This is a genomic window from Streptomyces sp. NBC_01304 (assembly GCF_035975855.1).
Lineage (GTDB): Bacteria > Actinomycetota > Actinomycetes > Streptomycetales > Streptomycetaceae > Streptomyces.
In genome coordinates, this window is sequence record NZ_CP109055.1 from 6,348,517 (window position 1) to 6,372,557 (window position 24,041).

Annotated in this window: 21 protein-coding genes, 1 tRNA gene and 1 pseudogene; 14 read left to right on the forward strand and 9 right to left on the reverse strand. The window is 69.9% G+C overall.

Annotation, left to right across the window (positions count from 1 at the left end):
- The first annotated feature begins 142 nt into the window (after positions 1-142).
- Both OG430_RS28345 and OG430_RS28350 read left to right on the forward strand, forming a co-directional pair.
- Positions 143-2,731 carry a D-alanyl-D-alanine carboxypeptidase gene (locus tag OG430_RS28345; protein ID WP_327355442.1) on the forward strand — a complete coding sequence of 863 codons (2,589 nt, stop codon included), beginning with the start codon at positions 143-145 and terminating at the stop codon, positions 2,729-2,731.
- A 221-nt stretch (positions 2,732-2,952) separates the two neighbouring features.
- Positions 2,953-4,416, forward strand: a complete 1,464-nt coding sequence (locus OG430_RS28350; protein WP_327355443.1) for a glycosyltransferase family 39 protein — start codon at positions 2,953-2,955, stop codon at positions 4,414-4,416.
- A gap of 19 nt (positions 4,417-4,435) precedes the next feature.
- Here the strand turns inward: OG430_RS28350 and OG430_RS28355 are convergent, their stop codons facing one another.
- A complete protein-coding gene (locus OG430_RS28355) occupies positions 4,436-5,293 on the reverse strand; it encodes a MerR family transcriptional regulator (protein WP_327355444.1) in 858 nt (285 codons plus the stop codon).
- A gap of 111 nt (positions 5,294-5,404) precedes the next feature.
- A complete protein-coding gene (locus OG430_RS28360; RefSeq protein WP_327355445.1) occupies positions 5,405-5,905 on the reverse strand; it encodes a DoxX family protein in 501 nt (166 codons plus the stop codon).
- A 70-nt stretch (positions 5,906-5,975) separates the two neighbouring features.
- On the opposite strand from OG430_RS28360, the gene OG430_RS28365 reads away from it, so the two are divergent.
- The 3 genes from OG430_RS28365 (at position 5,976) to OG430_RS28375 (ending at position 8,880) form a co-directional block, all read left to right on the forward strand.
- Positions 5,976-7,166, forward strand: coding sequence for an NAD(P)/FAD-dependent oxidoreductase (locus OG430_RS28365; protein WP_327355446.1), 1,191 nt, complete (start codon positions 5,976-5,978; stop codon positions 7,164-7,166).
- A 10-nt stretch (positions 7,167-7,176) separates the two neighbouring features.
- On the forward strand, positions 7,177-8,115 hold the full coding sequence (locus OG430_RS28370) for a sigma-70 family RNA polymerase sigma factor (RefSeq protein WP_327355447.1): 939 nt from the start codon (positions 7,177-7,179) through the stop codon (positions 8,113-8,115).
- A 156-nt stretch (positions 8,116-8,271) separates the two neighbouring features.
- The gene (locus OG430_RS28375) at positions 8,272-8,880 is read left to right on the forward strand and encodes a dihydrofolate reductase family protein (RefSeq protein WP_327355448.1); all 609 of its coding nucleotides are present in this window, start codon (positions 8,272-8,274) and stop codon (positions 8,878-8,880) included.
- A 298-nt stretch (positions 8,881-9,178) separates the two neighbouring features.
- On the opposite strand, the gene OG430_RS28380 is transcribed toward OG430_RS28375, so the two are convergent.
- Together OG430_RS28380 and OG430_RS28385 are read right to left on the reverse strand one after the other, a co-directional pair.
- Positions 9,179-9,358 (reverse strand): hypothetical protein, encoded by a 180-nt coding sequence (locus OG430_RS28380; protein WP_327355449.1) that lies wholly within the window; start codon positions 9,356-9,358, stop codon positions 9,179-9,181.
- 80 nt (positions 9,359-9,438) lie between these two features.
- A complete protein-coding gene (locus OG430_RS28385; protein ID WP_327355450.1) occupies positions 9,439-9,846 on the reverse strand; it encodes a hypothetical protein in 408 nt (135 codons plus the stop codon).
- Between the two features lie 217 nt (positions 9,847-10,063).
- Here OG430_RS28385 and OG430_RS28390 point away from each other — a divergent pair.
- Positions 10,064-10,354: pseudogene (locus OG430_RS28390) on the forward strand (tyrosine-type recombinase/integrase); the annotation flags it as partial.
- 103 nt (positions 10,355-10,457) lie between these two features.
- Here the strand turns inward: OG430_RS28390 and OG430_RS28395 are convergent.
- Positions 10,458-10,530, reverse strand: a tRNA-Arg gene (locus OG430_RS28395).
- 324 nt (positions 10,531-10,854) lie between these two features.
- Between OG430_RS28395 and eno the strand changes: the two genes are divergently transcribed.
- Positions 10,855-12,138, forward strand: coding sequence for a phosphopyruvate hydratase (gene eno, locus OG430_RS28400; protein WP_327355451.1), 1,284 nt, complete (start codon positions 10,855-10,857; stop codon positions 12,136-12,138).
- A 25-nt stretch (positions 12,139-12,163) separates the two neighbouring features.
- Here eno and OG430_RS28405 read toward each other — a convergent pair whose 3' ends face one another.
- Positions 12,164-13,447 carry a M6 family metalloprotease domain-containing protein gene (locus OG430_RS28405; protein WP_327355452.1) on the reverse strand — a complete coding sequence of 428 codons (1,284 nt, stop codon included), beginning with the start codon at positions 13,445-13,447 and terminating at the stop codon, positions 12,164-12,166.
- A gap of 261 nt (positions 13,448-13,708) precedes the next feature.
- Between OG430_RS28405 and OG430_RS28410 the strand changes: the two genes are divergently transcribed.
- Both OG430_RS28410 and OG430_RS28415 read left to right on the forward strand, forming a co-directional pair.
- Positions 13,709-14,392, forward strand: a complete 684-nt coding sequence (locus OG430_RS28410) for a TetR/AcrR family transcriptional regulator (protein WP_327355453.1) — start codon at positions 13,709-13,711, stop codon at positions 14,390-14,392.
- Positions 14,393-14,559: 167 nt separating this feature from the next.
- The gene (locus tag OG430_RS28415; protein WP_327355454.1) at positions 14,560-16,113 is read left to right on the forward strand and encodes an MFS transporter; all 1,554 of its coding nucleotides are present in this window, start codon (positions 14,560-14,562) and stop codon (positions 16,111-16,113) included.
- Positions 16,114-16,153: 40 nt separating this feature from the next.
- Here OG430_RS28415 and OG430_RS28420 read toward each other — a convergent pair whose 3' ends face one another.
- Complete coding sequence (locus OG430_RS28420) at positions 16,154-16,654, reverse strand: MarR family winged helix-turn-helix transcriptional regulator (RefSeq protein ID WP_327355455.1); 501 nt, start codon at positions 16,652-16,654, stop codon at positions 16,154-16,156.
- Positions 16,655-16,757: 103 nt separating this feature from the next.
- Here OG430_RS28420 and OG430_RS28425 point away from each other — a divergent pair, with 103 nt between their 5' ends.
- Positions 16,758-17,546 carry a dioxygenase family protein gene (locus OG430_RS28425; protein WP_327355456.1) on the forward strand — a complete coding sequence of 263 codons (789 nt, stop codon included), beginning with the start codon at positions 16,758-16,760 and terminating at the stop codon, positions 17,544-17,546.
- 58 nt (positions 17,547-17,604) lie between these two features.
- Here the strand turns inward: OG430_RS28425 and OG430_RS28430 are convergent, their stop codons facing one another.
- Positions 17,605-18,138, reverse strand: a complete 534-nt coding sequence (locus OG430_RS28430) for a GNAT family N-acetyltransferase (RefSeq protein ID WP_327355457.1) — start codon at positions 18,136-18,138, stop codon at positions 17,605-17,607.
- Positions 18,139-18,312: 174 nt separating this feature from the next.
- Between OG430_RS28430 and OG430_RS28435 the strand changes: the two genes are divergently transcribed.
- Positions 18,313-19,323, forward strand: coding sequence for a sigma-70 family RNA polymerase sigma factor (locus tag OG430_RS28435; RefSeq protein ID WP_327355458.1), 1,011 nt, complete (start codon positions 18,313-18,315; stop codon positions 19,321-19,323).
- Between the two features lie 139 nt (positions 19,324-19,462).
- On the opposite strand, the gene OG430_RS28440 is transcribed toward OG430_RS28435, so the two are convergent.
- Positions 19,463-20,455: a helix-turn-helix transcriptional regulator gene (locus OG430_RS28440; RefSeq protein WP_327355459.1), complete on the reverse strand. Its 993-nt coding sequence runs from the start codon at positions 20,453-20,455 to the stop codon at positions 19,463-19,465.
- Positions 20,456-20,517: 62 nt separating this feature from the next.
- Here OG430_RS28440 and OG430_RS28445 point away from each other — a divergent pair, with 62 nt between their 5' ends.
- The 3 genes from OG430_RS28445 to pfkB all read left to right on the forward strand — a co-directional run bounded on the left by OG430_RS28445 (position 20,518) and on the right by pfkB (position 24,028).
- Entirely contained in the window at positions 20,518-22,080 is a 1,563-nt protein-coding gene (locus OG430_RS28445) for an MFS transporter (RefSeq protein WP_327355460.1), read from the forward strand.
- Between the two features lie 206 nt (positions 22,081-22,286).
- Positions 22,287-23,051, forward strand: coding sequence for a DeoR/GlpR family DNA-binding transcription regulator (locus tag OG430_RS28450; protein ID WP_327359252.1), 765 nt, complete (start codon positions 22,287-22,289; stop codon positions 23,049-23,051).
- Between the two features lie 29 nt (positions 23,052-23,080).
- Positions 23,081-24,028: a 1-phosphofructokinase gene (gene pfkB / locus OG430_RS28455; protein WP_327359253.1), complete on the forward strand. Its 948-nt coding sequence runs from the start codon at positions 23,081-23,083 to the stop codon at positions 24,026-24,028.
- Positions 24,029-24,041 lie beyond the last annotated feature (13 nt).

Below are 24,041 nucleotides of genomic sequence, written 5' to 3' on the forward strand. Positions count from 1 at the left end.
ACCACGGGGGTTAAGCCCCCACACAGGACACTGGTACATGGTTCGGACACCGGGTCCGGGCGGACCCGGACGGTGGGGACGGGCCTGCGGGCGTGGGACGTACGGGGCAGTACGGCGTAAAGGCAGCATCGAGGAGGCATTGGTGGCGGGCGAGACCCCCGACAGGTCGGAGCAGCGGTCCCCTGGGGAGGCGGCGGCGGAGACGGCGGCCGATCCGCGGCTTGCGGTGGCCAAGGACCGGCCGGTCCGGGTTGATCAGCCGACGGCCGTGTTCAGCGTGGCGGGTGCCGCGCAGGGGCGGGGCGAGGAGGCTTCGGCCTCGGCTGCGTCGTCCGGGGCGGACGACGAGGACGCGGCCGAGCCGGCCGCGGCGGAGGGTTCGGCGGACGCCGTGGAGCCCGCCGCGCCCGCGGAACCCGCCGAGGCCGACGCGGGCAAGGACGCACGGCTGCGGGCCGCGGTTGCGGCTTGGGTCGCGGGGGAGGGCCCGGAGGGCGAGGACTCGGAGGCTGCGGCTCCGGCTCCGGCTCCGGCTTCGGACGAGTCCGGTGAGCCCGGCGAGTCCAGTGAGTCCGACGCGAGCGACGAGGCCGACGAGGCCGACGAGAGCAGTGAGCCCGAGGCCACAGAGGAGCCCGACAGCTCCGGCGAGGCGGAGTCCTCCGGCGAGGACGAGGGCGAGCCGGCGGCGGACACCGAGTCCCCGGCCGAGGCCGACGAGCCCGGCGAGGCGGAGGCCGCAGCGTCGGACGATGCAGTTGCGAAGCCCGAAGCGAACGATGCGGACGATTCCAACACCGAATCGGCGCCTGCCGGTTCGGCCTCTGGGGCGCCCGAGGGCAAGTCCGAGGATGAAGGTGACGACGCCAGGGGCGAGGGCAAGCCCGCCGAGGGCAAGCCCATAGACCGGGCCACCGCCGTCTTCAAGACCCTTCCCAAGGGCGCGGAAGAGCCTGCCGCAGGCAAGTCCACCGACGAGCCCGCGGACGAGCCCACCGACAAACCCGTCGACCAGGCCACCGCCGTCTTCAAGACCCTCGCCCCCAAGTCGCCCGCAGAGTCGCCCGCAGAGCCGCCCGCGGCCGCGAAGCCGACCGTCGACCAGCCCACGGCCATGCTCAAGCTGCCGAAGCCCGACGCGGAAAAGGCGGACGAGAAGGCCGAGGGCAAGGCCGGGAACAAGGCCGAGAGCAAGAGCGAGGCCGAGCCCAAGAGCGAGTCCCCCGCGGAGCGCACCAGCAAGTTCGTCGCGCTCAAGCCGCTCGACGAGCCGGCCGCCCCCAGGGCCCCGAAGCCGCCGGCCCCCACGCCGGCCGAGGAAGCGAAGCCGGCCGAGCAGCCGAAGGCCGGGCCCGACCACGTCGGCCCCGAGCGGACCCGGCAGCAGCCGCTGCCGCCCAAGCCGCCGCTCGACCTCCTGGCCGAGCTGACGAACACGCCTCCGCCGGCGGAGACCGCCATCCGCACCACGGTGCGGCGGGTCAAGATCTGGACCCCGCTGGTCCTGCTCCTCCTGGTCGCGTTTGCGATCGCGCAGGTCGTACGCCCGCTGCCGACCCCGACCCTGAGCCTCACCGCACAGGAGAAGGTCTCGTTCGAGGGCGGCAAGCCGCAGATCCCCTGGCCGGACCAGGGCCAGGCCGCGCTCGACGTCGAGGGCATCGGCTCCTTCGGTACGTACGGTGAGCAGAAGCCGGTGCCGATCGCGTCGATCGCCAAGGTCATGACGGCATACGTGATCCTGAAGGGGCACCCGCTCAAGGGTGAGGACCGCAAGGGCGCGACGATCCCCGTCGACAAGCAGGCCGAGGAGCATTACGTCTCCGGCAAGAAGGACAACGAGTCCGTCGTTGACGTCAAGGAGGGCGAGAAGCTCTCCGAGTACGAGGCGATCCAGGCGCTCATGTTGCCGTCGGCGAACAACGTCGCAAAGCTGCTCGCGCGCTGGGACTCCGACGGCGACGAGAAGGCGTTCGTGCAGAAGATGAACGACGCCGCCAAGAAGCTCGGCATGAAGAACACCACGTACACCGATGCCTCCGGCCTGGACAAGACCACCGTCTCGACGGCCGAGGACCTGGTGAAGCTGGGCCGGGCCGCGATGGAGATCCCGGTGTTCAAGGAGATCGTCGGGCAGCCCTACTACACGCCCAGCAACGGGCGCGGCGACCCGAACTGCCAGGGCGGCAGCAAGTGGTGCAACTTCAACAGCCTCGTCCCGACCGTCGCCGTCGGCATCAAGACCGGCACCACCACGGCGGCCGGCGGCAACCTCCTCTTCGCCTCGAAGAAGACGGTCGACGGCCAGGAGCAGATCGTGATCGGCGCGGCGCTCGCGCAGTTCGCGAAGCACACGCAGGCGAACATCGACGAGGTCACGGCCAACAGCCGCAAGCTGATGGAGGCCGCCGAGGCCGCTCTGACCTCGAAGACGATAGTCAAGAAGGGCGATGTCGTCGGCCACGTGGACGACGGACTCGGCGGTACGACGCCGGTCGTGGCCACCAAGGACGTCAAGGCGGTCGGCTGGCCCGGCCTGACGGTGCAGCTCAAGCTCGACGCGGCCAAGGGCAAGACGATCCCGCACTCCGCGAAGGCGGGCACCACCGTCGGCGTACTGAGTGTCGGAGACGGCAAGTCGGGCGCGGTGGGCGCGGTGCAGGTCCCGGTCGCGCTGCAGCAAGACATGGTCGAACCGGGCTTCGGCGACAAGCTGACGCGTATCGGCTGATGCCGAGACCTATCGGCCGACCGGCATAGCCGCAGGCAGCGGGGCGCGTCTACTTCGGTGGGCGCGCCCTTTGTCACGACCGCGGAACAGCCGGGGGATCGGCCGGGGACACTTTCCGGCCGATCCCATACGCTTGACCGCCGCTCGACCCGCGAGTCCCACCAGGCCCAACTACCTCAACAGTCCCTGCCGTCCCGGGAGTCCTCATCAGCATCACAGCAGTGAACGCCGCCGCTCCCACGGCGGGTGCCGGCCGCCGGGTGCTGTCCTCGCGGACCGCCGCCGCTCTCCTGCCGCTCACGCTGACGCTCGCGCTCGGCCTGTGGGGCATCCGCCGAGGGGGCAGCCTCTGGCGGGACGAGGTGGTGACGTACGACATGGCGCACCGCACCCTGCCCGAGTTGTGGGAGACCCTGCAGAACAACGACATGGTGCACGGGCTCTACTACTTCCTCATGCACGGCCTGTTCGCCGTGTTCGGCGGCGATGTGACCACGCTGCGGCTGCCGTCGGTGCTCGCGATGGCCGCCGCGGCCGCCGGGATAGGGCTGCTCGGCTACCGGTTCGCGGGGCCGCGCGCGGGGCTGCTCGCCGGTCTTGTCTTCCCGATGGTGCCGGCGGTGCAGCAGTACGCGCAGGAGGGACGGTCGTACGCGGTCGTCTGCGCGATGGTCACCTGGGCCACGTATCTGCTGGTGCGGGCCGCGAGCGAGTCCAGCAGGCGCCGCTGGGTCGCGTACACGCTGGTGGCCCTGCTGGCCTGTCTCCTGCACGAGTTCGCCGTCCTGATGCTGACGGCCCACGGGGCGACGGTGGTGCTTGCCGCCGACGTGCCCCGTACGGTGCGGAAGTCCTGGGCGATCTCGGCCTCTTGCGTGGTCGCCGGGCTCGCGCCGCTCGCCGTGTTCAGCATGGGGCAGTCCGACCAAGTCCGCTGGATCATGTGGCCCGACCCCATCCAGCTGGTGAGCTTCGTGATCCTCGCGGCCATCGGCCTGCGCTGCGCCCGCATCCCGATGCGCTCCAAGGGCCCGATCCCGCTGCGCACCCTCGCCGTACCGCTCCTGATCCTGCCGACGGCCGTGCTGCTCCTCGTCTCCAACCTCAAGCCGATGTACGTGGACCGCTATGTCCTCTACTACGTCATAGGGTTCGCGCTGCTCGCGGGCGCGGCCCTGGACCGCGCGTTCCGGAAGGTCGCGGAGATCCAGCGGCGCAAGTGGGTGTGGCTGTTCTCGGCCATGGCGGTGCTCGGCACGCTGCTCCCGGTGGCGGTGCATCTGCGCAGCCCGGACAGCCGGGTCGACGACGCGACGGCGGTGACGGAGGCGGTGCGGGAGGCGGCCAGGCCGGGCGACGGTCTCGTCTTCACACCGGCCCGGCGCCGGGTGTGGACGCTGGCCGACCCCGAACAGTTCCGCGCCTACCCGGACTTGGCGCTCGCGCAGAAGGTCGACGCCTCGCAGTCGCTGTACGGCGAGGAGATATCCCCGGACCGGATACGCGCGCGGATGCTGGCGGCCGACCGCCTCGTCGTCCTCGGCGACCCGGACGGCAAGCCGCTGGACGAGACCGCGCAGGAGAGGGCCAAGCGCACCACCCTGGAAGACCACTTCGAGCAGTGCAGCGCCAAGGAAGTGACCGGGGCACGCGTCACGGTGTACGCCCGCCCCGGCCGCTGCTGACCGCTACTCGGCTACTCGGCTACTCGGCCGTCTCGACGGGGAACGCGATGTCGCACACGTCGTCCTCGGGCTTCGCCGCGTCCCAGTCGGCGAAGTAGATCTCCCGGCACGGGCCCGCGATGGTCAGCCCCTGCCCCTCGATCCACCTCTCCACGGCCTCGTACGCCGCGTTGATCTGCGGATACGCGACCTGAGCCTTGGTGACCCGGGTGTACGCGAGCCGGGCGGCGGGCTCCAGCCGGGCCTTCACCGTGCCACCCGGCCGCGCTGCCGCCGCCCACGCCTCGGCCGCCGCCCGGTCGACGACCGGCACACACGACTCCGCGGGCCCGTCGCTCTCCTGGCTGATCTCCGAGTAGTACGCGACGAACGGCGCCCCGGCGATGCCCCCGCAACTCCCGGCAGCCTGCTCGAGGCGCCCGAGCGAGGCGCCGATGAAGGCCGGCAACTCGTCGACCAGGGTGTGCCTGGACTCGGTGATCACATACTGCTCGGGCACGTCCACGGTCTTGATCTCGAACTTCTGGCTCATGTCGGATTTCCTCCCACTCAGTCGTCCACGGAGGTAGTCCACGAGCGTCCGCTGCCCGGCCACGCGCTCCTCGACGCCCGCCCAGTACGCGACCACCGCATCGGCGGCCGAGTCACCGGGCAGCGCCAGCACCTCGCTGATCTGCGCGAGCGGCATGTCGAGCTGCCGCAGCAGCGCCACGAGCCGGGCCCGCTCCACCTGGTCGCCCCGGTAGAAGCGATATCCGCTGACCTCGTCGACGTACGCCGGAGCGAGCAGCCCGAGCCGGTCGTACAGCCGCAGCGCCTTGGCCGAAAGGCGGGCGCGAGCGGCGAACGTACCGATGCTGAGCAGTCCCGTATCCACGCGTTCATCCTCCCTGAGCTCCGGACGATGGGGTCTGCCCCAGGGGCAAGGTCAAACAGCCGGTGTCGATCTTCGGGTGCCGATCTTCGGGCGTCGATCTTCGGGCGTCGATCAGCCGGTGAACGACTCGGGGCCGAAGCGCCCCCACGCCACGAAGACGGCGAGGGCGAGATAGACCAGGTTCAACAGGGCGTGCAGGGGCTCGTGACGGCGCAGGGTCGTGACCGCCGCGCCCGCCATGATCAGTGCGAGGCCGACGGCCGCCACCGGCACAAGCACCGGCGCCACGTCGACCAGAGCGGGCAGGACCAGGCCGACGGCGCCCAGGACCTCCACTGCTCCGAGCCCCTTGAGGAAGTCGGCACTGAAATCCAGGACCCAGCCCCCGCCGGGCGCCTTGGCCAGCTTCTCGTGCGAGAGGAACAGCTTGTTGGCGCCGGCGACCAGGAAGACGGTGGCCAGGAGTCCGGTGACGATCCACAGGGCGGTGTTCATGGTGTGCTCCTTCTGGCCGCGGTAGCTCGTCCCCCGCGGCGGTATCTCGTCGCTTGTTGCCCACAAGGCGTCCGTGGCCCGGTCCTTGTGACGGTGTACGCGGGTGACCCTCGTCACACGCGACTCCTGTCAGCAATCCGCCCGCCGTCCCGTTCAAGGGGCACGCGAACGAGACAGGAGCAACGCCATGAAGCACCGCATCGTCGTCCTCGGTGCCGGATACGCCGGGGCCTTCGCCGCCGGGAACCTGGCCCGTCGGCTCTCCCCGGCCGACACCGAGATCACCGTCGTGAACGCCGTGCCCGACTTCGTCGAGCGGATGCGGCTGCACCAGCTCGCGAGCGGCCAGGACATCCCGTTCCGGGGGCTCGCCGACGTCTTCGCGGGCACCGGGGTGCGGCTGCGCCTGGCGCGCGTCACCGGCATCGACCCCGAGCGCAAGGCCGTCGCCGTGACCGGCGAGGACGGCGACGGCGAGATCGCGTACGACACGCTTCTCTACGCGCTCGGCAGCTCGGCGGCCGACCACGGTGTCCCCGGTGCGGCCGAGCACGCCTTCGACGTGACCGGCCGGCCCTCGGCGCTGCGGCTGCGCGAGCGCCTGGCCGGTCTGGGCGCGGGCGCGACCGTGCTTGTCGTCGGCGAGGGGCTGACCGGCATCGAGACCGCCGCCGAGTTCGCCGAGACGCGGCCCGACCTCTCAGTCGCGCTCGCCGCGCGCGGCGAGTTGGGCGCCTGGCTCTCCCCGAAGGCCCGCCGCCATCTGCGCCGGGCCTTCGACCGGCTCGGCATCACCGTCCACGAGCACACCGGCATCGAAGCCGTCGAGCCGACCCGGGCGATCGCCGCAGACGGTACGTCCATACCGGCCGAAGTGACCGTGTGGACTGCCGGGTTCGCGGTGCACCCCATCGCGGCCTCCAGCGGTCTGGAGGTCACCGGGACCGGCCAGATCGTCGTGGACCGCACCATGCGCTCGGTCTCGCACCCGGACGTCTACGCCGCCGGTGACGCCGTCCACGCGATCGGCGACAACGGCCGGCAGCTGCCGATGTCGTGCGCCTCGGCCGGCAACACCAACATGCAGGCGTTCGGCGCGATCATCGCGCGCCTCACGGGCGGTGAGGTCCCGACCGTCGGGATGAAGTACGTCGGCAACCACATCAGCCTCGGCCGACGGGACGCGATCTTCCAGGCGGTGGACGACGAGGCCCGGTCGAAGTCCTGGTACCTGGGCGGCTGGGCCGCCACGCGCTTCAAGGCGGTCATCCTCAAGGGTTCCGCCCTGAGCATCGCCCACCCGACGTTCGGCATGCCGAAGCGCAGGCGCCGCCTGGCCGCTGCACCGGAGCGAGCCGGGGTGCGGGTCGCCGCATAGGCTGGTCCGCATGGACATGGCAGCAGTTGACCGCTTCGAGGCCGGCCGGGGCCGGCTGGCCTCGTTGGCGTACCGACTGCTCGGCTCGGCGGCCGACGCCGAGGACGCGGTGCAGGACACGTTCCTGCGCTGGCAGGCCGCGGACCGCGAACAGGTCGAGGTGCCGGAGGCGTGGCTGACCAAGGTCGTCACCAACCTCTGCCTCGACCGGCTGCGTTCGGCGCGGGTACGCCATGAGCGGGCGGCCGGTGCCTGGTTGCCGGAGCCGCTCCTGGAGGGCGATCCGATGCTCGGCCCGGCCGACACCTTCGAGCAGCGCGAATCGGTGTCCCTGGCCGTACTGACCCTCTTGGAGCGCCTCTCGCCGGTCGAGCGGGCCGTCTACGTCCTGCGGGAGGCCTTCTCGTACGGCCATGCCGAGATCGCCGGAATCCTCGGCATCTCCGAGTCCGCGAGCCAGCAGCACGCCCACCGGGCCCGGATCCGCGTCACCGCCGAGCGCCGCCGCGGCCGCGAGGCCGACCCGGTGTCCGCGCGCCGGGTGGTCGAGGAGTTCCTGGCCGCCGCCACGTCGGGGCGCACCGAACGCCTTGTGGCGCTGCTGACCGACGACGTGACGGCGTTCTCGGACGGCGCCGGACTGGCCAAACGGCTGTTGCGGTACGACACGCGCGAGCGGGTCGCCGCCTACGTGCGGGCCGGCTTCAAGCCCACACCGGCCAAGCGGCGGATGGCCGGCGGCTCGCCCGCGATGCACATCGCGCTGCTCAACGGCTCCCCGGCCGTCGTCGCCGTGGTCGACGGCCGGGTGGTGGGCGCCGTGGCCTTCGAGATCAGCGACGGCAAGGTCGCGTCCCTGCGCGGCATCGCGGCCGCGGACCGGCTCGGGCGCCTCAATGTGGCCTGGCGCCGGCGCGAACCGGAGGCGCCGGTCATCGCCGCTTGGTGACCGAAGCGACACTCGCGATGAGTTCGCGGCCTGGGCTCGGTCCACCCCGTACGGCACGCATTCCCTCGGGAGGACGTCACAATGACCGAACACACGGGAAAATCGGGACACTTGGAACCTTTGGAGCCCTCGAAGCCCTCGAAGCCCTCGAAGCCCTTGGGCAGGGTGAGGTGCGACCTGTCCATCTCCGCCGACGGCTACTCGGCAGGGCTCAACCAGACCGAGCAGCGCCCGTTCGGGGACGACGCGGGCGACGGCTGGGGCGACAGGCTGCACGGCTGGATGTTCGAAACCCCGGAACAGCGAAAGACCGAGCTCGACCGGCTGACGGCGTTCGGCGCCTTCATCATGGGGCGCAACATGTTCGGCCCCGTACGCGGTACGTGGGACCGGCAGTGGAACGGCTGGTGGGGCGACAACCCGCCCTACCACGCACCGGTCTTCGTCCTCACCCATCACCCGCGCGACCCACAGCCGATGGCCGGCGGCACCACGTTCCACTTCGTCACCGACGGCATCACATCCGCCCTGCGCCGGGCCCGCGAGGCGGCCGGCGACCGCGACGTGGCGATCCACGGCGGAGCGACCACCATCAACCAGTACCTCGCCGCAGGCCTGATCGACGAACTACGCCTGCACACCCTCCCGTTCACACTCGGCGCGGGCACCCGACTGTTCGACGGCGTACCACCCCTGAACCTCGAACAGGTGGAGTCGCGAGCGACGGACTCGGTCACGCATGTGACTTATCGCGTGCTGCACTGAGCGGCGGCAGGGGCCGACGGGGCAGGAAGGCCGACGGCGCAGGAAGCCACGAAACGGCATACCCACGCCCTGGCCACACAGAACAGCGCGCCCACCTCACAGAGGCGAGCGCGCTGATCAGGCCTGGTGCCCCCGGCAGGATTCGAACCTGCGACACCCGCTTTAGGGGCGAGGTTGGATCATGTGGCGGCTGACCTGCGGATTCCCGCCCTGCGCTGATCCTCTTGGCGTCACCCGTTGGTCCTCGGTGTTCCCCGTGGTTCCCTGCTCGCTCTGGCACGGCTGTGGCACGCCTAGCTCAGCTCGTATCTTGCGGCGGCTTGGGCTGCCCTTTGTCGATCAACCCGTTCATGAAGTCCACCGCGAAGACTCTGGTCTCCGGCCTGACGGTCTCGTCCGGATCTTCGCCGTACCAGAAGAACGTTTCCAGGTCCTTCTCTGCTGCATTCAGCACCGCTGAGAAGACCTCACTCTTCAAGATCACTACCTCTCGACGCCTCCTGGTGCAGTACAGGTGAGTCGGGTGGGTGACGGGCTGGACGCGCCGGGCGGCTTCCGCTACTTGCGGCTGAGGGTTTGGTAGTCCCCGTTATCAGGATCTCCCACGCTGTGCCGCATCTTCGGATGCGCCTTCGAGCCGCCGAATTCCCACGGGTTGCCGTCGCAGATGCTGGTCCCCAACGTGTCCGCTTCCTTGTCGTCGGGATACACCCACCAGTCGCCGGTGCCGCTGCACTCCGACACCTTGTCGCCGTCGTTATTGAACTCGGCAAGGTTGGTTATGACGACGGTGCCATCGTCCTTGAAGAGCAGGGTCCCGGTATCGCCCTCGGTCCAGGTACCTACGATGTCGGCCCGAGCCAGTGTCTGTTGCTGCCATATGCACCCCGTGGCCAGCGTCAACACCGCGACCGCCAAGACCACTCCGCGCAACCCCGCAGCGACTCGCCCTCGTTCATCACGCATGACTCCCCCTTGCGTACGTCAAACCCTGGTGTGCGAAGCAACCAGATCGTCAAGCGCTCACGCTGCCACGAAAGTTGAACATGTTCAACTCTGCGCGGTGTGCACTGGCAGCCCCGCTCCACACCGCATTGAGCGGTGCACCTTGGTCGCTCGCCTAAAGCCTCTCCGTACCGGCTGCGCCGACTGCATCCGGTCGGCCCCCGCCGAGTCCCCCGCGGCTGGCCCCGGTCGCGACGGACACGTCTTCATCGGTCCCCAGGGCGGGAAGCTACGGCGAAGCAACTTCCGCGACGACTGGGTCAAGGCCCGAACCAAGGCGGGCATCACGGCTGACGTCCACTTCCACGATCTTCGGCACACGGGAAACACCCTCACTGCCGACGGCGCGAGTCTCCGTGAGCTGATGGCGAGGATGGGGCACGGCACCGCTAGGGCTGCACTGATCTATCAGCACATGGTCAACGGCCGTGACCGGGAGATCGCCAACCGCCTCGGCGAGATGATCCGCAAGAACAGGGACGTCGGCACGAGGGCACGTAAGTGGCACAGGCCAGATCATCCAGAAGGGCCAGCCCCGGGGAAAACATCCCCTGAGCTGGCCCTTAGTCGTGTGCCCCCGGCAGGATTCGAACCTGCGACACCCGCTTTAGGAGAGCGGTGCTCTATCCCCTGAGCTACGAAGGCGGGGGGATCTCTAAGATCCGGCGACCAGCCTAGCGGATGTCGTCCGCAGCCAGGGAGGATTCCTGTTCTTGCTGGTCAGGGCGTCCTCATGGGGCAGGCGGCCTGGACCGTCATCTCCTCGTCCCGGACCGTCGTGCTCTCGTCCCGAACCGTCGTGTTCTCGCCCCGGACCGTCGCGCTCTGTTCACCCGTTGGTCAAGGGGGTGCCCGCAAGCAGTAGTTGGCGCTGTGCGAAGATGTCGTTAGCCAAGCTAAGTAGCTGAACTAAATAGCCGGGCTAAAGAGTCGGGTCAAGTCGAATCAAGTCGGATCAAGAGGAGTGCGATGACTGTCATCTCTCGTGTGGTGGGCCGCGAAGTTCTCGACAGCCGGGGCAACCCGACCGTCGAGGTGGATGTCCTCCTGGAGGACGGATCGCTCGGTCGGGCGGCCGTTCCCTCGGGTGCCTCGACCGGGGCCAATGAGGCCGTCGAGTTGCGGGACGGGGACGCGAAGCGGTTTCACGGCAAGGGGGTTCGGGGGGCGGTCGACGCCGTCAACGGGGTGATAGCCGGGGCCGTGGTGGGGCTGGAGGCCGAGAATCAGGCGCTCGTCGACGAGGTGATGGTGGCGCTCGACGGGACGCCGAACAAGGGGAAGCTGGGGGCCAACGCCGTTCTCGGGGTCTCCCTCGCGACCGTGAAGGCCGCCGCCGCGGCGCACCGGCTGCCGCTGTACCGCTATGTGGGAGGGGCGGGGGCCCGGCTGCTTCCCGTACCGATGATGAACATCATCAACGGCGGCGCGCACGCCAACAACCGGCTGGATTTCCAGGAGTTCATGATCGCGCCGATCGGTGCGGAGAGCTTCTTCGACGCTGTTCGGATGGGGTCGGAGGTCTTCCATACCCTGCGCAAGTCGCTGTCGGACGCGGGGCACAGCACCGGCGTCGGCGACGAGGGCGGCTTCGCGCCCGAGCTGAGCACGGCCGACGAGGCGCTGCAGTTCGTCGTGGACGCGATCGAGGCGACGGGGTACACGCCCGGCGAGGACATCAGCCTGGTGATGGACCCGGCGACCTCGGAGTTCTTCAAGGACGGGGTCTACGACTATGCGGGGGAGGGCGTGCGGCGGTCGGTCGAGGAGCATGCCGAGTACCTCGCCGGACTCGTCGCCCGCTACCCGGTCGCCTCCATCGAGGACGGCATGGCCGAGGACGACTCCGTGGGATGGAAGTTGCTGATGGAGCTGCTGGGGGAGAAGTGCCAGCTCACGGGGGATGATCTGTTCTGTACGAATGAGGCCCGGCTGCGGGACGGGATCCGGGACGGCATCGCCAACTCGATTCTCGTCAAGGTCAATCAGATCGGGTCGCTGACCGAGACCCTCGGCACGGTCGACGCCGCGCACAAGGCCGGCTACACCGTCGTCATGTCGCACCGCTCCGGCGAGACCGAGGACACGACGATCGCCGACCTCGCGGTGGCGACGGGGTGCGGGCAGATCAAGACGGGGTCGTTGTCGCGGTCGGACCGCACCGCCAAGTACAACCAGCTCATCCGGATCGAGGAGGAGCTGGGCGCGCAGGCCCGGTACGCGGGGCGGTCGGGGCTGTACGTACGTTCCTGAGCCCTCGACGAGACCCGCAGGGGGCTCAGACGCGGCTGACCAGCACCCGGTACGTCCCGTCCAGCGCCGCCGACGCCACCTTGATCTGAACCCCCGCGTCCTCGTCGACGAAGGTCTCGCCGGGAGCGTACGGCGCGTCCGAGAGCTCGGCGTGGACGTTGGGGCGGCGGGTGCAGCCTCCGCTGTCGCGGCGTGAGTCGGAGACGGTGACCGGGCCGTGGCCGGTGTCCACGTCCGCGTCGACGCGGTAGATGAGGACGCCGGGCTTGCAGACCGACTCGTCGTTGCCGCCGCGGGTGCGCAGCTCGATCGCGTACCCGGTCTCGTCGCTGAGCGGTACGAAGGCGACCTTGGGGCCGCCGGTCGCGCCGAGCGGGGTCAGGACGTGCTCGGTGGTGCCGGGGTTGGCGGCGCAGCTGATCTGGTTGTCGTCGAGCCAGCCCAGCTTCCACTTGTGCCAGCCGAGCAGGTCGTTGTTGGCGCCCCAGTCCTCGCTCATGATGTCCCAGTGCCCGACGGCCCCGCCGCCGTCCGAGGTGTAGAGGTCGGGCAGGCCGAAGACGTGGCCGTTCTCGTGGGGGAGCACGCGGTAGCCGGTCTCGGCGTACGAGCCCGAGCCGTCGTCCTGGCGGCTGTAGACGAAGGACGCGTTGGCGACCGGGACGCCGTCGGCGACCGGTGCCTCGTGGTTGCCCGCGAAGGTCACGGAGAGGACCGTGTCGAGCGCGGACGGGCCCGCGTTCGGGGTGACCAGGATGTTCACCAGGTCGTAGGCGCGGAAGTCCACCTTGGGGTCGGCGGCCTGCACGATGTCCTCGACCAGCTGGCGATAGCCCGGGTCGAAGGGAGCCCCGCGCTCTATCCCGTACGCGGAGAACGCCTGCGGCATCCGCAGCCAGTCCTTGATCGGGGCATCGGGGCGATAGGTGAGACGGCCGTAGGAGGCGGTGCGGAACCAGTCCTGGGTCTGCGGGAAGAACTCCGCGAGGCGCCCGGTGGCGGGGCCCTCGCCGGGCGCGTCCGGGAAGTCGACCATCAGGTTCAGGGCGCGGATCTCGCCGGTGGAGCGGGCGTAGCCGGGCGAGGTGGGCACGCCCTCGGACATCTGGACGCCGAGCGTGCCGCTGATCATGCAGGGGCCGAGGGCCGTGGAGCGGGCCATCGCGATGGATCCGGCCGCGGTCCCGGGGCCGTGGTCCACGAGCTGTCCGGTGCTGGCCGTCGCGGTCGCAGAGAGCACGAGGGCCGCCACCGCGGCAAGCAGCGCGCTGCGTCGGGGGCTGCGTATCCAGCGCCTTGCCAGCTGCATCGAGGGGCCTTCCGGTCGGGTCCACCGCGCCCGAAGGGGGCGAGGGCGACGGTTCGCGGCGGGCGGCCGAGCAGGCGGCGCCCTTGACGTCACCCTGTGCCGGGGTGTGCGCAGGCGCTCGCTGAGTGCGACCGAACGTGGGTATTTCGACCTGCAGGCGTGTGACTCAGTTCACATGGATGTGTGAAATAACCGGGGACCCTCTCCCCGTTTGCATGGGTGTCCTCACGAAACGGGGACTGATTCCCCGCCTAGTGGCGGATGGATCACCGCATACGTAGACGAACGAGGAGCGCCGCCGTGGACACCGCCACCAAGCCGAAGCGCGTCCCCCGCCCGCGGGCGGACGCCCTGCGCAACCGCGAGCGGATCGTCACCGCGGCACGCGAGATGTTCGTCGAGTTCGGCCCCGAGGTCCCGCTGGACGAGATCGCCCGCCGGGCCGGGATCGGCAACGCCACGCTCTACCGGCACTTTCCGGACCGTCCGGGCCTCATCCACGAGGTGGTCTGCTCGGTGATGGACCGCACCTCGGCCGAGGCCGAGCGGGCCATGGCCGAGGAGGCCGACGCCTTCCAGGCGCTGCGCCGCTTCGTGCACGCCGCGGCGGACGAGCGGATCGGCGCGCTGTGCCCGATGCTCTCCGGCGCCTTCGACCGGGACCACTCGGATCTGCACGACGCGCGGGACCGGCTGGAGGAGCTCGTCGTACAGCTCATGGAACGGGCCCGTGCGGCAGGCCAGTTGCGCGGCGACGTGGCCGCCGGTGACCTCCTCGTCGGTCTCTCCCAGCTCACCCGTCCGCTGCCCGGCAGCGGGTGTGTGGACTTCGACCAGTTCGTGCACCGCCATCTGCAGCTGTTCCTGGACGGCCTGATGGCACCCGCGCGATCCGAACTCCCGGGCTCCGCCGCGACGTTGGAGGATCTCCGGACCACCGAGTGATCCTCGGCACTTCCTGCAGCAATCCCTGCAGCAATCCCTGCAGCAATCCCTGCAGCAATCCCGATTAATCCGTTTGACCTCGACCGGGCTTGAGGTCGCAGGCTTACACCACACGCTTCCCGTTACCGCATTCATTCAGTTCCAAGAGTCCCGAGGTGGGTACCCCCATGCCTGAAACAGGCCTGAAAGCCAGTCCGCACACCGCAGTTCCCGATCCGAAGCGCTGGAAGGCGCTCGTCTTCATAGCCCTGGCCCAGCTGATGGTCGTGCTCGACGCGACCATCGTGAACATCGCGCTGCCCTCCGCCCAGGTGGACCTGGGCATCTCGGACGGCAACCGCCAGTGGGTCATCACCGCTTACGCCCTGGCCTTCGGTGGCCTGCTGCTCTTCGGTGGCCGCATCGCCGACCTGTGGGGGCGCAAGCGCGCCTTCCTCGTCGGTCTGGTCGGCTTCGCCGTCGCCTCCGTGCTCGGTGGCGCGGCCAACGGCGAGGCCATGATGCTCGGCGCCCGCGCCCTGCAGGGCGTGTTCGGCGCGCTGCTCGCGCCGGCCGCGCTGTCGCTGCTCGCGGTGATGTTCACCGACGGCAAGGAGCGCGCCAAGGCGTTCGGCATCTACGGTGCGATCGCCGGTGGTGGTGGCGCCGTGGGCTTCATCCTCGGCGGTCTGCTCACCGAGTACATGAACTGGCGCTGGACGTTCTTCGTCAACGTTCCGTTCGCGATCGTCGCCGCCGCGGGTGCGTACTTCGTCATCCGTGAGCCCGCCGAGGGCCGCAACCGCTCGCCGCTCGACATCCCCGGCGTGCTCCTGTCCACCCTGGGCCTGGTCGCCCTGGTGTACGGCTTCACCCGCGCCGAGTCGGCCGGCTGGTCCGACGCGCTGACGGTCGGCATGTTCGTCGCCTCCGCGGTGCTGCTCGCGGCGTTCCTCGTCACCGAGTCCAAGGTCAAGGCCCCGCTGCTGCCGCTGCGCGTCCTGACCGAGCGCAACCGTGGCGGCGTCTACCTGTCGCTGGGTCTGGCCGTCATCGCGATGTTCGGCACGTTCCTGTTCCTCACCTACTACCTGCAGATCGTGCAGGGCTACTCGCCGGTGAAGACCGGCTTCGCGTTCCTGCCGATGATCGTGGGCATGATCACGGGCTCCACGCAGATCGGTGCCCGTCTGATGACCCGGGTCGCGCCGCGCCTGCTGATGGGGCCGGGCTTCCTGGTCGCCGCGCTCGGCATGCTGCTCCTCACCCAGATGGAGATCGGCTCCTCGTACACCACGCTGGTCCTGCCGGCGCTGCTGCTGCTCGGTCTCGGCATGGGTACGGCGTTCATGCCCGCCATGTCCCTTGCCACGCACGGTGTCGAGCCGCGTGACGCCGGTGTCGCCTCCGCGATGGTCAACACCTCGCAGCAGGTCGGCGGCGCGATCGGCACGGCCCTGCTGAACACCATCGCCGCCTCCGCCACCACGGCCTACGTGGCCGCGCACGCGGCGGGCGCGAACACCGCGGCCGCCAAGCAGCTCCTGGCGGCGCAGGCGCAGGTGGACGGTTACGCCACGGCCACCTGGTGGGCGGTCGGCATCCTGGTGATCTCCGCGATCATCGCGGTGACCTTCATCAACACCGGTGCGCCGGGCACCTCCACGCCCGTCGCCTCCGGCGGCGGCGAGGGTGCCGGGTCGGTCGAGGACGAGGTGAAGATCCCGGTGGTGGCCCACTGAGGCCGCGTAGGGAACGTACGAAAAGCGCGAAGCGTATGAGCTAGCGGAGCCAAGGCAGGTCCGCACCCACCTCGTTCGGCTGCAGTCCCTCGGCGATGATCTTCATGATCTCGCCGAGGGACTGCTGCTGTTCCGGGGTGAGCCGGTCGAACATCGCCTGGCGTACGGCGGCCACATGGCCCGGCGCCGACCGCTCCAGGACCGCGACTCCCTCGTCCGTGAGGATCGCGTTCTGCCCCCGCTTGTCCGAGGCGCAGTCCTCGCGCCGTACCCAGCCGTGCTGCTCCAGGCGGGCCACGGCGTGCGAGAGCCGGGACCGGGTGATCTTGACGTTGCGGGCCAGCTCGGTCATCCGCAGCCGGCGGCGCGGGGCCTGGGAGAGCTGGACGAGGAGCCCGTAGTAGATGTGCGGCATCTTCGCGTCGCGCTGGAGCTGTCTGTCCAGGTGGTCCTCGAGCAGCGTGGTGGCGTGCAGATAGGCGCGCCAGGTGCGCTGTTCCTCGTCGCTGAGCCAGCGCGGCTCCTCGTTGTGCGTCGTCATGACTCCACTGTACGGAGCCTGTCCTTGAAAGTTGTACAAAAGCGGACTACCCTCGAAGTTGTACTTTAGAGTTCAAGCAAAACTGAGCAAGCTGGAGGCCGGGATGACCACCCCCACCGCACCCGAGCGCATGCCCGCCCTCTACCTCAGCCACGGCGCCCCGCCCCTCGCCGACGACGCACTCTGGCCGGACCAGCTCGCCGCCTGGTCCGCCGAGCTGCCGCGGCCGAAGGCGATCCTGATGGTCTCCGCGCACTGGGAGGAGGCCCCGCTCGCCCTCGGCGCGACCGAGACCGTGCCGCTCGTGTACGACTTCTGGGGCTTCCCCGAGCACTACTACCAGGTGACGTACGCCGCCCCCGGGGCCCCCGAACTCGCCGCATCCGTACGTAAGTTGCTGCGCACCCCGGGCACGCCCGTGCAGGACATCCCGGACCGGGGGCTCGACCACGGCGCGTACGTCCCGCTCGTCGAGATGTACCCCGGCGCCGACATCCCGGTCCTGCAGATCTCCCTGCCCACCCTCGACCCGCGCCGCCTGATGGACATCGGACGCAAGCTGGCGCCGCTGCGCGACGAGGGCGTGCTGATCGTCGGCAGTGGCTTCTTCACGCACAACCTGGCGGCGCTGCGGCAGGGCGGCATCCCCGGCTGGTCGGCCGAGTTCGACGCGTGGGGGCGCGAGGCGCTCGCGGCGGGCGACGTGGACGGGCTGCTCGATTTCACGCACAAGTCGCCCGCGGGGCAGCTGGCGCACCCGCGAACCGAGCACTTCGCGCCGCTGTTCGTGACCCTCGGGGCGGCGGACGCGGTGGGGGAACTGGGCGCGCAGCGGTCCGTCATCGAAGGGTTCTGGATGGGGCTCGCGAAGCGCTCGGTGCAGTTCGGGTGATGCAGTTCGGGTGATGCGGTTCGGGTGATGCGGTTCGGTGATGCGGTTCGGGTGACGCCTAGACGGTCCCCGGCTCCAGGGCCTTCTCGTACCAGGCGACGTCCCAGTACTCGCCGAACTTCCTGCCGACTTCCCCGTACGTCCCCACGTGCTGGAAGCCGAACCGCTGGTGCAGCCGCACCGACGCCTCGTTCGGCACCGTGATGCCCGCGTACGCGCGATGCACGTCCTCGTCGGCCAGGGCCTCGAAGAGACGCTTGTAGAGGAGGGTGCCGATGCCGCGCCCGCCCGCGTCGGGGGAGAGGTAGACCGAGACCTCCACTGAGGTCTCGTACGCCGCCTTCGGCCGGAACGCGCTACTGGTTGCGTAACCCAAAATGCGGGAACCCGGTACTTCCTGGGCAACCAGGAGGCGGTGCCGACCGTCTTCAGGGTGGGAGAGCAGCCAGGGCAGGCGCTCCTGCGGGGTGTATTCGGCCGTGTCGAATGTGATGGCCGTCTCACGCACGTAGTGGTTGTAGAGGTCCGTGAGGGGCCCGATGTCCCCCTCGACACCTGGCCTGACCTGCACCTCTGTGGATCCTGTAAGCACCTTGCCTCCCTCCGTGGGCGGCACAGGGTACTGCAAGATCTGGAAAATTGTTGAGCGGCTTGGGAATTCTGTCCTGATTCCAGTCGTTGTTTCCATCGGATGCAGCACACAGGGGCGTGTGCCGTTTCCCACAAAGGCCCGCTGACCAGCACCATTCATCGCAAGGGAGCACGCATGGCAACCCGTGCCGTCGCCCGTCGTAAGTCCGCCTCCGGCGGGACCAGCGACGCGGCACGCAGTGTTCGCGTCGGAACCGGCGAGATCGCCGACCGCGACCTGGTCGGCATGTATCTGGACGAGATAGCCCGCACGCCGCTGCTCGACGCGGCCCGTGAGGTCGAGCTCTCGCAGATCATCGAGGCGGGGGTGTACGCGGAGAAGATCCTGGCCGGCGAGGTCGAGGAGAAGAGCAAGGCCGCCGCCGGTGCCTCCCGTGAGGAGCTGGAGGCGCTCATCGCCGACAGCGACCGGGCCAAGGACATCTTCATCCGCTCCAACCTCCGTCTGGTCGTCGCGGTCGCCCGCCGCTACCCGCGCAGCGGCCTGCCGCTCCTGGACCTGATCCAGGAGGGGAACGCCGGCCTGGTGCGCGCGGTGGAGAAGTTCGACTACCGCAAGGGCTTCAAGTTCTCCACGTACGCGACGTGGTGGATCCGTCAGGCCATCACCCGCTCCATAGCCGACCAGTCCCGCACCATCCGCCTCCCCGTCCACCTGGTCGAGGAGCTCGGCCGGATCCGCCGGGTGCAGCGCGAGTTCAACCGCGAGCACGGCCGCGACCCGGAGCACGCGGAGATCGCCGCCGAACTGGACACCAAGCCGGAGCGCGTCGGCGACGTGCTCGACTGGGCCCGTGACCCGGTCTCGCTGAACATGGCGGTGGACGACGAGGGCGACACCCAGTTCGGCGACCTCCTCGAGGACACCTCCGCGATCTCGCCCGAGCAGTCCGTGCTCACGCTCCTTCGGAGTGAGGAGCTGGACGATCTGATCGGGCGGCTCGATCAGCGCACGGCGTCGATCATAAAGATGCGGTACGGCATCGTGGACGGCCGGGAGCGGACGCTGACCGAGGTCGGCAAGGAGCACGGGCTGACGCGTGAGCGGATTCGGCAGATCGAGAAGCATGCGCTTCTTGAGCTGAAGCGGCTGGCTCGCGACACCGGCTTTGATGCTGCGGCATAGCTCCGAAAAGGCTGGGCTCTGCCCCGCCGCCCCATAGACCGAGCCCCGGCGCCCACCCCCCCCTGGCGCCGGGGCTCGCTTCGTTTCGTCGGGCCCCACTTCTGTCGAGCACACGGGGCTCCGCCCCGGGCCCCGCTCCTCAAACGCCGGAGGGGCTGATTTTGGGTGAGCTGGAATTGACCATTCGGGTACCCAAATCCCGGATGTACCCCGCCAGTTCAGCCGGACCGTGAACGGTGAACTCCGCGTCCACCAGCGCCAGCCGCATGGCGAGCCACACCACCGAGTCCGTCGCCGTCACCCGCAACCGGCACGCGTCCTCGCCCTCGGCCACCGGCGTCCCCAGATGTCCCGGCAGCCGTGCCGCGACGTACTCGGCGGAAGCCGCGAAGGACACGTCGAGCGCGAACGACGGGGTGTTGCGCCACACCGTGCGCCGCATGAACTCCGCCGCGTCCCCCTCCGGCAGCTCCCGCTGGGTGAAGCGGGCGCCGGTCGCGAAGGGGTCCGTGATCCGGTCGACCCGGAAGGTGCGCCAGTCCTCGCGCTCCAGGTCGTACGCGACGAGGTACCAGCGCCGTCCCGTCGAGACGAGGCGGTACGGCTCGACCTGGCGCCGCGACTCGATGCCGTCCTTCGCCCGGTAGCCGAAGCGGAGCTTCTCGTGACCGGTCGCCGTCGAGGCCAGGACCGTCAGGGTCTCGGGCGCGATCGTCGCCCCGTCCGCGCCCCCGAAGACCAGCGGGCTCGTCGCCGCCTGGAGGGTGGAGACCCGGTGCCGCAGGCGCGAGGGCAGGACCTGTTCGAGCTTGGCGAGGGCGCGCACCGACGCCTCCTCCACACCCTCGACGGCATGCCCCGCCCCGGCCCTGAGGCCGACCGCGATGGCCACCGCCTCCTCGTCGTCCAGGACCAGGGGCGGCATCGCCTTGCCCGCGACCAGGCGATAGCCTCCGTCGGCACCCATCGTCGCCTGCACCGGATAGCCGAGGTCCCGCAGCCGGTCGACGTCCCGGCGCACGGTCCGCCGGGAGACGCTCAGGCGGTCCGCGAGTTCACCGCCCGGCCATTCGCGCGGTGTCTGCAGGAGTGAGAGGAGCTGCAGCAGTCGTGCTGGAGTATCCGTCGTCATGCATTTCATGATGAGCCCTAATTAGGACGCACCCTGACCTACATGGGGTCTAAGTTCTACGCATGACCTCCTCCAGTACCCCCGTAGCGGGGCCCAGCAGCACGGTCGTGGGAAGCGACCGGCGCCGTTGGTTCGCGCTCGCCGTCGTGATGACCGCGTCGTTCATGGACCTTGTGGACGTGACGATCGTGAACGTCGCGATTCCCACCATCACGCGCACCGAAGGCGCCTCGTTCAGCCAGATCCAGTGGATCACCGCGGGGTACGCACTCGCCTTCGCCGCCGGTCTCATCACCGGCGGCCGGCTCGGCGACATCTACGGCCGCAAGAAGCTCTTCCTGATAGGCATAGCCGGCTTCACCCTCGCCTCGGCGCTCTGCGGCTTCGCGGCCAACCCGGAGATGCTGGTCGCCTCGCGACTGCTGCAGGGTGCGACGGCGTCGCTGATGGTGCCGCAGGTCCTCTCGATCGTGCACGCGACGTTCCCCGCGCACGAGCGCGGCAAGGTCTTCGGCCTGTTCGGCGCGATCGTCGGGCTCGGCGCGGTGACCGGCCCGCTGCTCGGTGCGCTGCTCACCCAGTGGAACCTGTTCGGTCTCGAATGGCGTCCGATCTTCCTGATCAACCTGCCGGTCGGTATCGCCGCGCTGATCCTCGGCCGGAAGTTCATCTCCGAGTCCAAGGCGCCGAAGGCGCTCAAGCTGGACCTGGTCGGCGTCGTGCTCGTGGTGATCGCCCTGCTGATGCTGCTCTACCCGCTGACCCGCGGCCACGAGCTGGACTGGCCGGTGTGGGGCTTCGTGATGATGGCGGGCGCGGTTCCGGTCGCGGCCATCCTCATCGCGTACGAGAAGAAGAAGGCCAAGAAGGACGGCTCGCCGCTCATCGAGCTGCCGCTGTTCAAGGTGAAGAGCTTCGCGGCGGGCATCGCGGTCCAGCTGACCTTCGGGCTGATCATGGGCATCTTCTTCATGGTGTGGACCCTCTACATGCAGCAAGGGCTCGGCTGGACCGCGCTCAAGGCAGGCGTGACGGGGATCCCGTTCTCGATCGCCGTGTCCGCCGCGGCCGGCATGTCCGTGCAGATGCTGGTCCCGAAGTTCGGCCGCAAGGTGCTGCAGGCGGGCGCGCTCGTCATGGCCTCGGGCGTCCTGGTCTACATCTGGGAGGCCGAGCGGTACGGCATGGGCATCAGCGCCTGGCAGATGGCCCTTCCGCTGATCCTCATGGGCATCGGCATGGGCTTGATCGTCGCCCCGCTGACGGACGCGGTGCTCTCCGAGGTGCCGCGTGAGCACGCCGGTTCGGCGTCGGGCCTGATCAACACGACCATGCAGATGGGCAACGCGCTGGGCCTCGGTCTGGTCTCGGTGGTCTTCTTCGGGCAGATCGGCGATCACCTGGTGCCGCCGCAGGTGAACCTCGCCATCGTGGACGCCTTCCAGTACGCGCTTCGGTACGTCGCCGTGATCCTTCTCGCGATCTTCGTCCTGATGTTCGCGCTTCCGAAGAAGCCCGCGCAGCACGTGGAGGGCGCGGGCGACGACGCGGAGCCGGAGGCGGTCGTGGTCGCCGCTTCGGACGACGACGAGGTGCCGCCGGCGAAGGAGTCGGTGCTCGTCTGATCCTGGGACCTGATCCCGGGACCTGATCCCGGGAGCTGACCCGGTACCTGTTCAAGGCAGGCCTTTGGGCCCGAACCCCGCACCGGGGTTCGGGCCCAAAGTCTGTTTCTGCCCGCGTGATGCCCGAATGTGTTTACTTCGTGCGTACGTGACCGTACTCTGGCGATGAAACCACATAGTCGGGCATGAAGCGGAGCGGAACCCACATGTATGGACCCGAGCGTCAGCAGGAGATCCTGCGCCTTGCCCGCGAGGGCGGCCGGGTCGACGTGCTGTCCCTCGCCGAGACCTTCCAGGTCACCGCCGAGACCGTCCGGCGCGACCTCAAGGCCCTCGACCGCGCCGGCCTCGTCCGCCGCGTGCACGGCGGGGCCATACCGGCCGGACGCCTCGACTTCGAGCCCGACCTCGCCGAGCGCGAGTCCACCGCGGCCGACGAGAAGGACCGCATCGCGCACGCCGCCCTCGCCGAACTCCCCACCGGGGAGGCCAGCGTGATCCTGGACGCCGGGTCGACCGTGGCCCGGGTCGCGGCGAACCTCCCTCTCGACTCCGCGCTCACCGTCGTCACGCACTCGCTGCCCACCGCGGCCCGCCTCGCCGACCACCCGGGCATCCAGCTCCACCTCGTCGGCGGCCGCGTCCGGCAACGTACCCGCGCCGCCGTCGACGCCTGGGCGCTGCGGGCATACGGAGAGATCCGCGCCGACGTCCTCTTCCTCGCCGCAAACGGCTTTAGTGCCGAGCACGGCCTGACCACCCCCGACCTCGCAGAGGCCGCCGTCAAGCGCGCCGCCGTCGCCGCCGCCCGCCGGGTGGTGCTGCTCGCGGACTCCGCCAAGCACGGCCAGGAGCACTTCGCGCGCTTCGGCGACCTCTCCGCCGTGGACCTGCTGATCACCGACCAGGGGCTCAGCCCCGAAGACGCGGCCGCGATCGAGCGTGCCGGTACGGAAGTTGTACGCGTATGAGCACCCCGCACACCCCCCACGCCACCGATCTGATCGTCACGGTCACCCCGAACCCCTCCCTCGACCGCACCTACGAGGTGCCGTCGCTGGACCGCGGCGAGGTCATCCGCGCCACCGGCGACCGGATGGACCCGGGCGGCAAGGGAGTCAACGTCTCGCGGGCCGTCGCCGCCGCGGGCCTGAGCACCGTCGCCGTCCTGCCGCTCGGCGGGACCCCCGGCGTCCTGGTCGCGCAACTCCTCGACGATCAGGGCATCGACGTCGCCGCGGTCACGGTCGCCGGGCAGACCCGGTCCAACATCTCGGTCGCCGAACCGGACGGCACGCTCACGAAGATCAACGCAGCCGGGCCCGAACTGTCCGCCACCGAGGCCGAGTTGCTGCTCGCGACCGTCCAGGAGCGGTCCGTCGGGGCCGGCTGGATCGCCTGCTGCGGCAGCCTGCCGCGCGGGCTCCAGGCTTCCTGGTACGCCGAGTTGGTCGCCCGCGCCCATGCCGCGGGGGCCCGGATCGCGCTCGACACCTCGGGGCCCGCGCTGCTCGCGGCGCTCACCGGGCGGCCCGACGTGGTCAAGCCCAATGCCGAGGAGCTGGCCGAGGCGGTCGGGCGGCCGCTCGCCACGGTCGGGGACGCGGTCAAGGCGGCACAGGAGCTGCGGGAGCTGGGCGCACGGGCGGTCCTCGCCTCGCTGGGCGCGGACGGCCAGTTGCTCGTGGACGACTCGGGCACGTACTTCGCGAGCGCGCGGGTCGATGTCGTACGCAGCAACGTCGGCGCCGGTGACGCCTCGCTCGCCGGATTCCTGGCGGCCGGGGGCTCGGGCCCGATGGCCCTCGCGTCGGCCGTCGCGCACGGGGCTGCGGCGGTCCAGCTGCCCGGCAGCGTGATGCCGACGCCCGGCGACCTCGATACGGCGGCGGTCTCCGTCACGGCCGACGTGCCGCTGGATCGCGTACTCACGGAGCCTGCCGCATGAACCACCTCTCCCC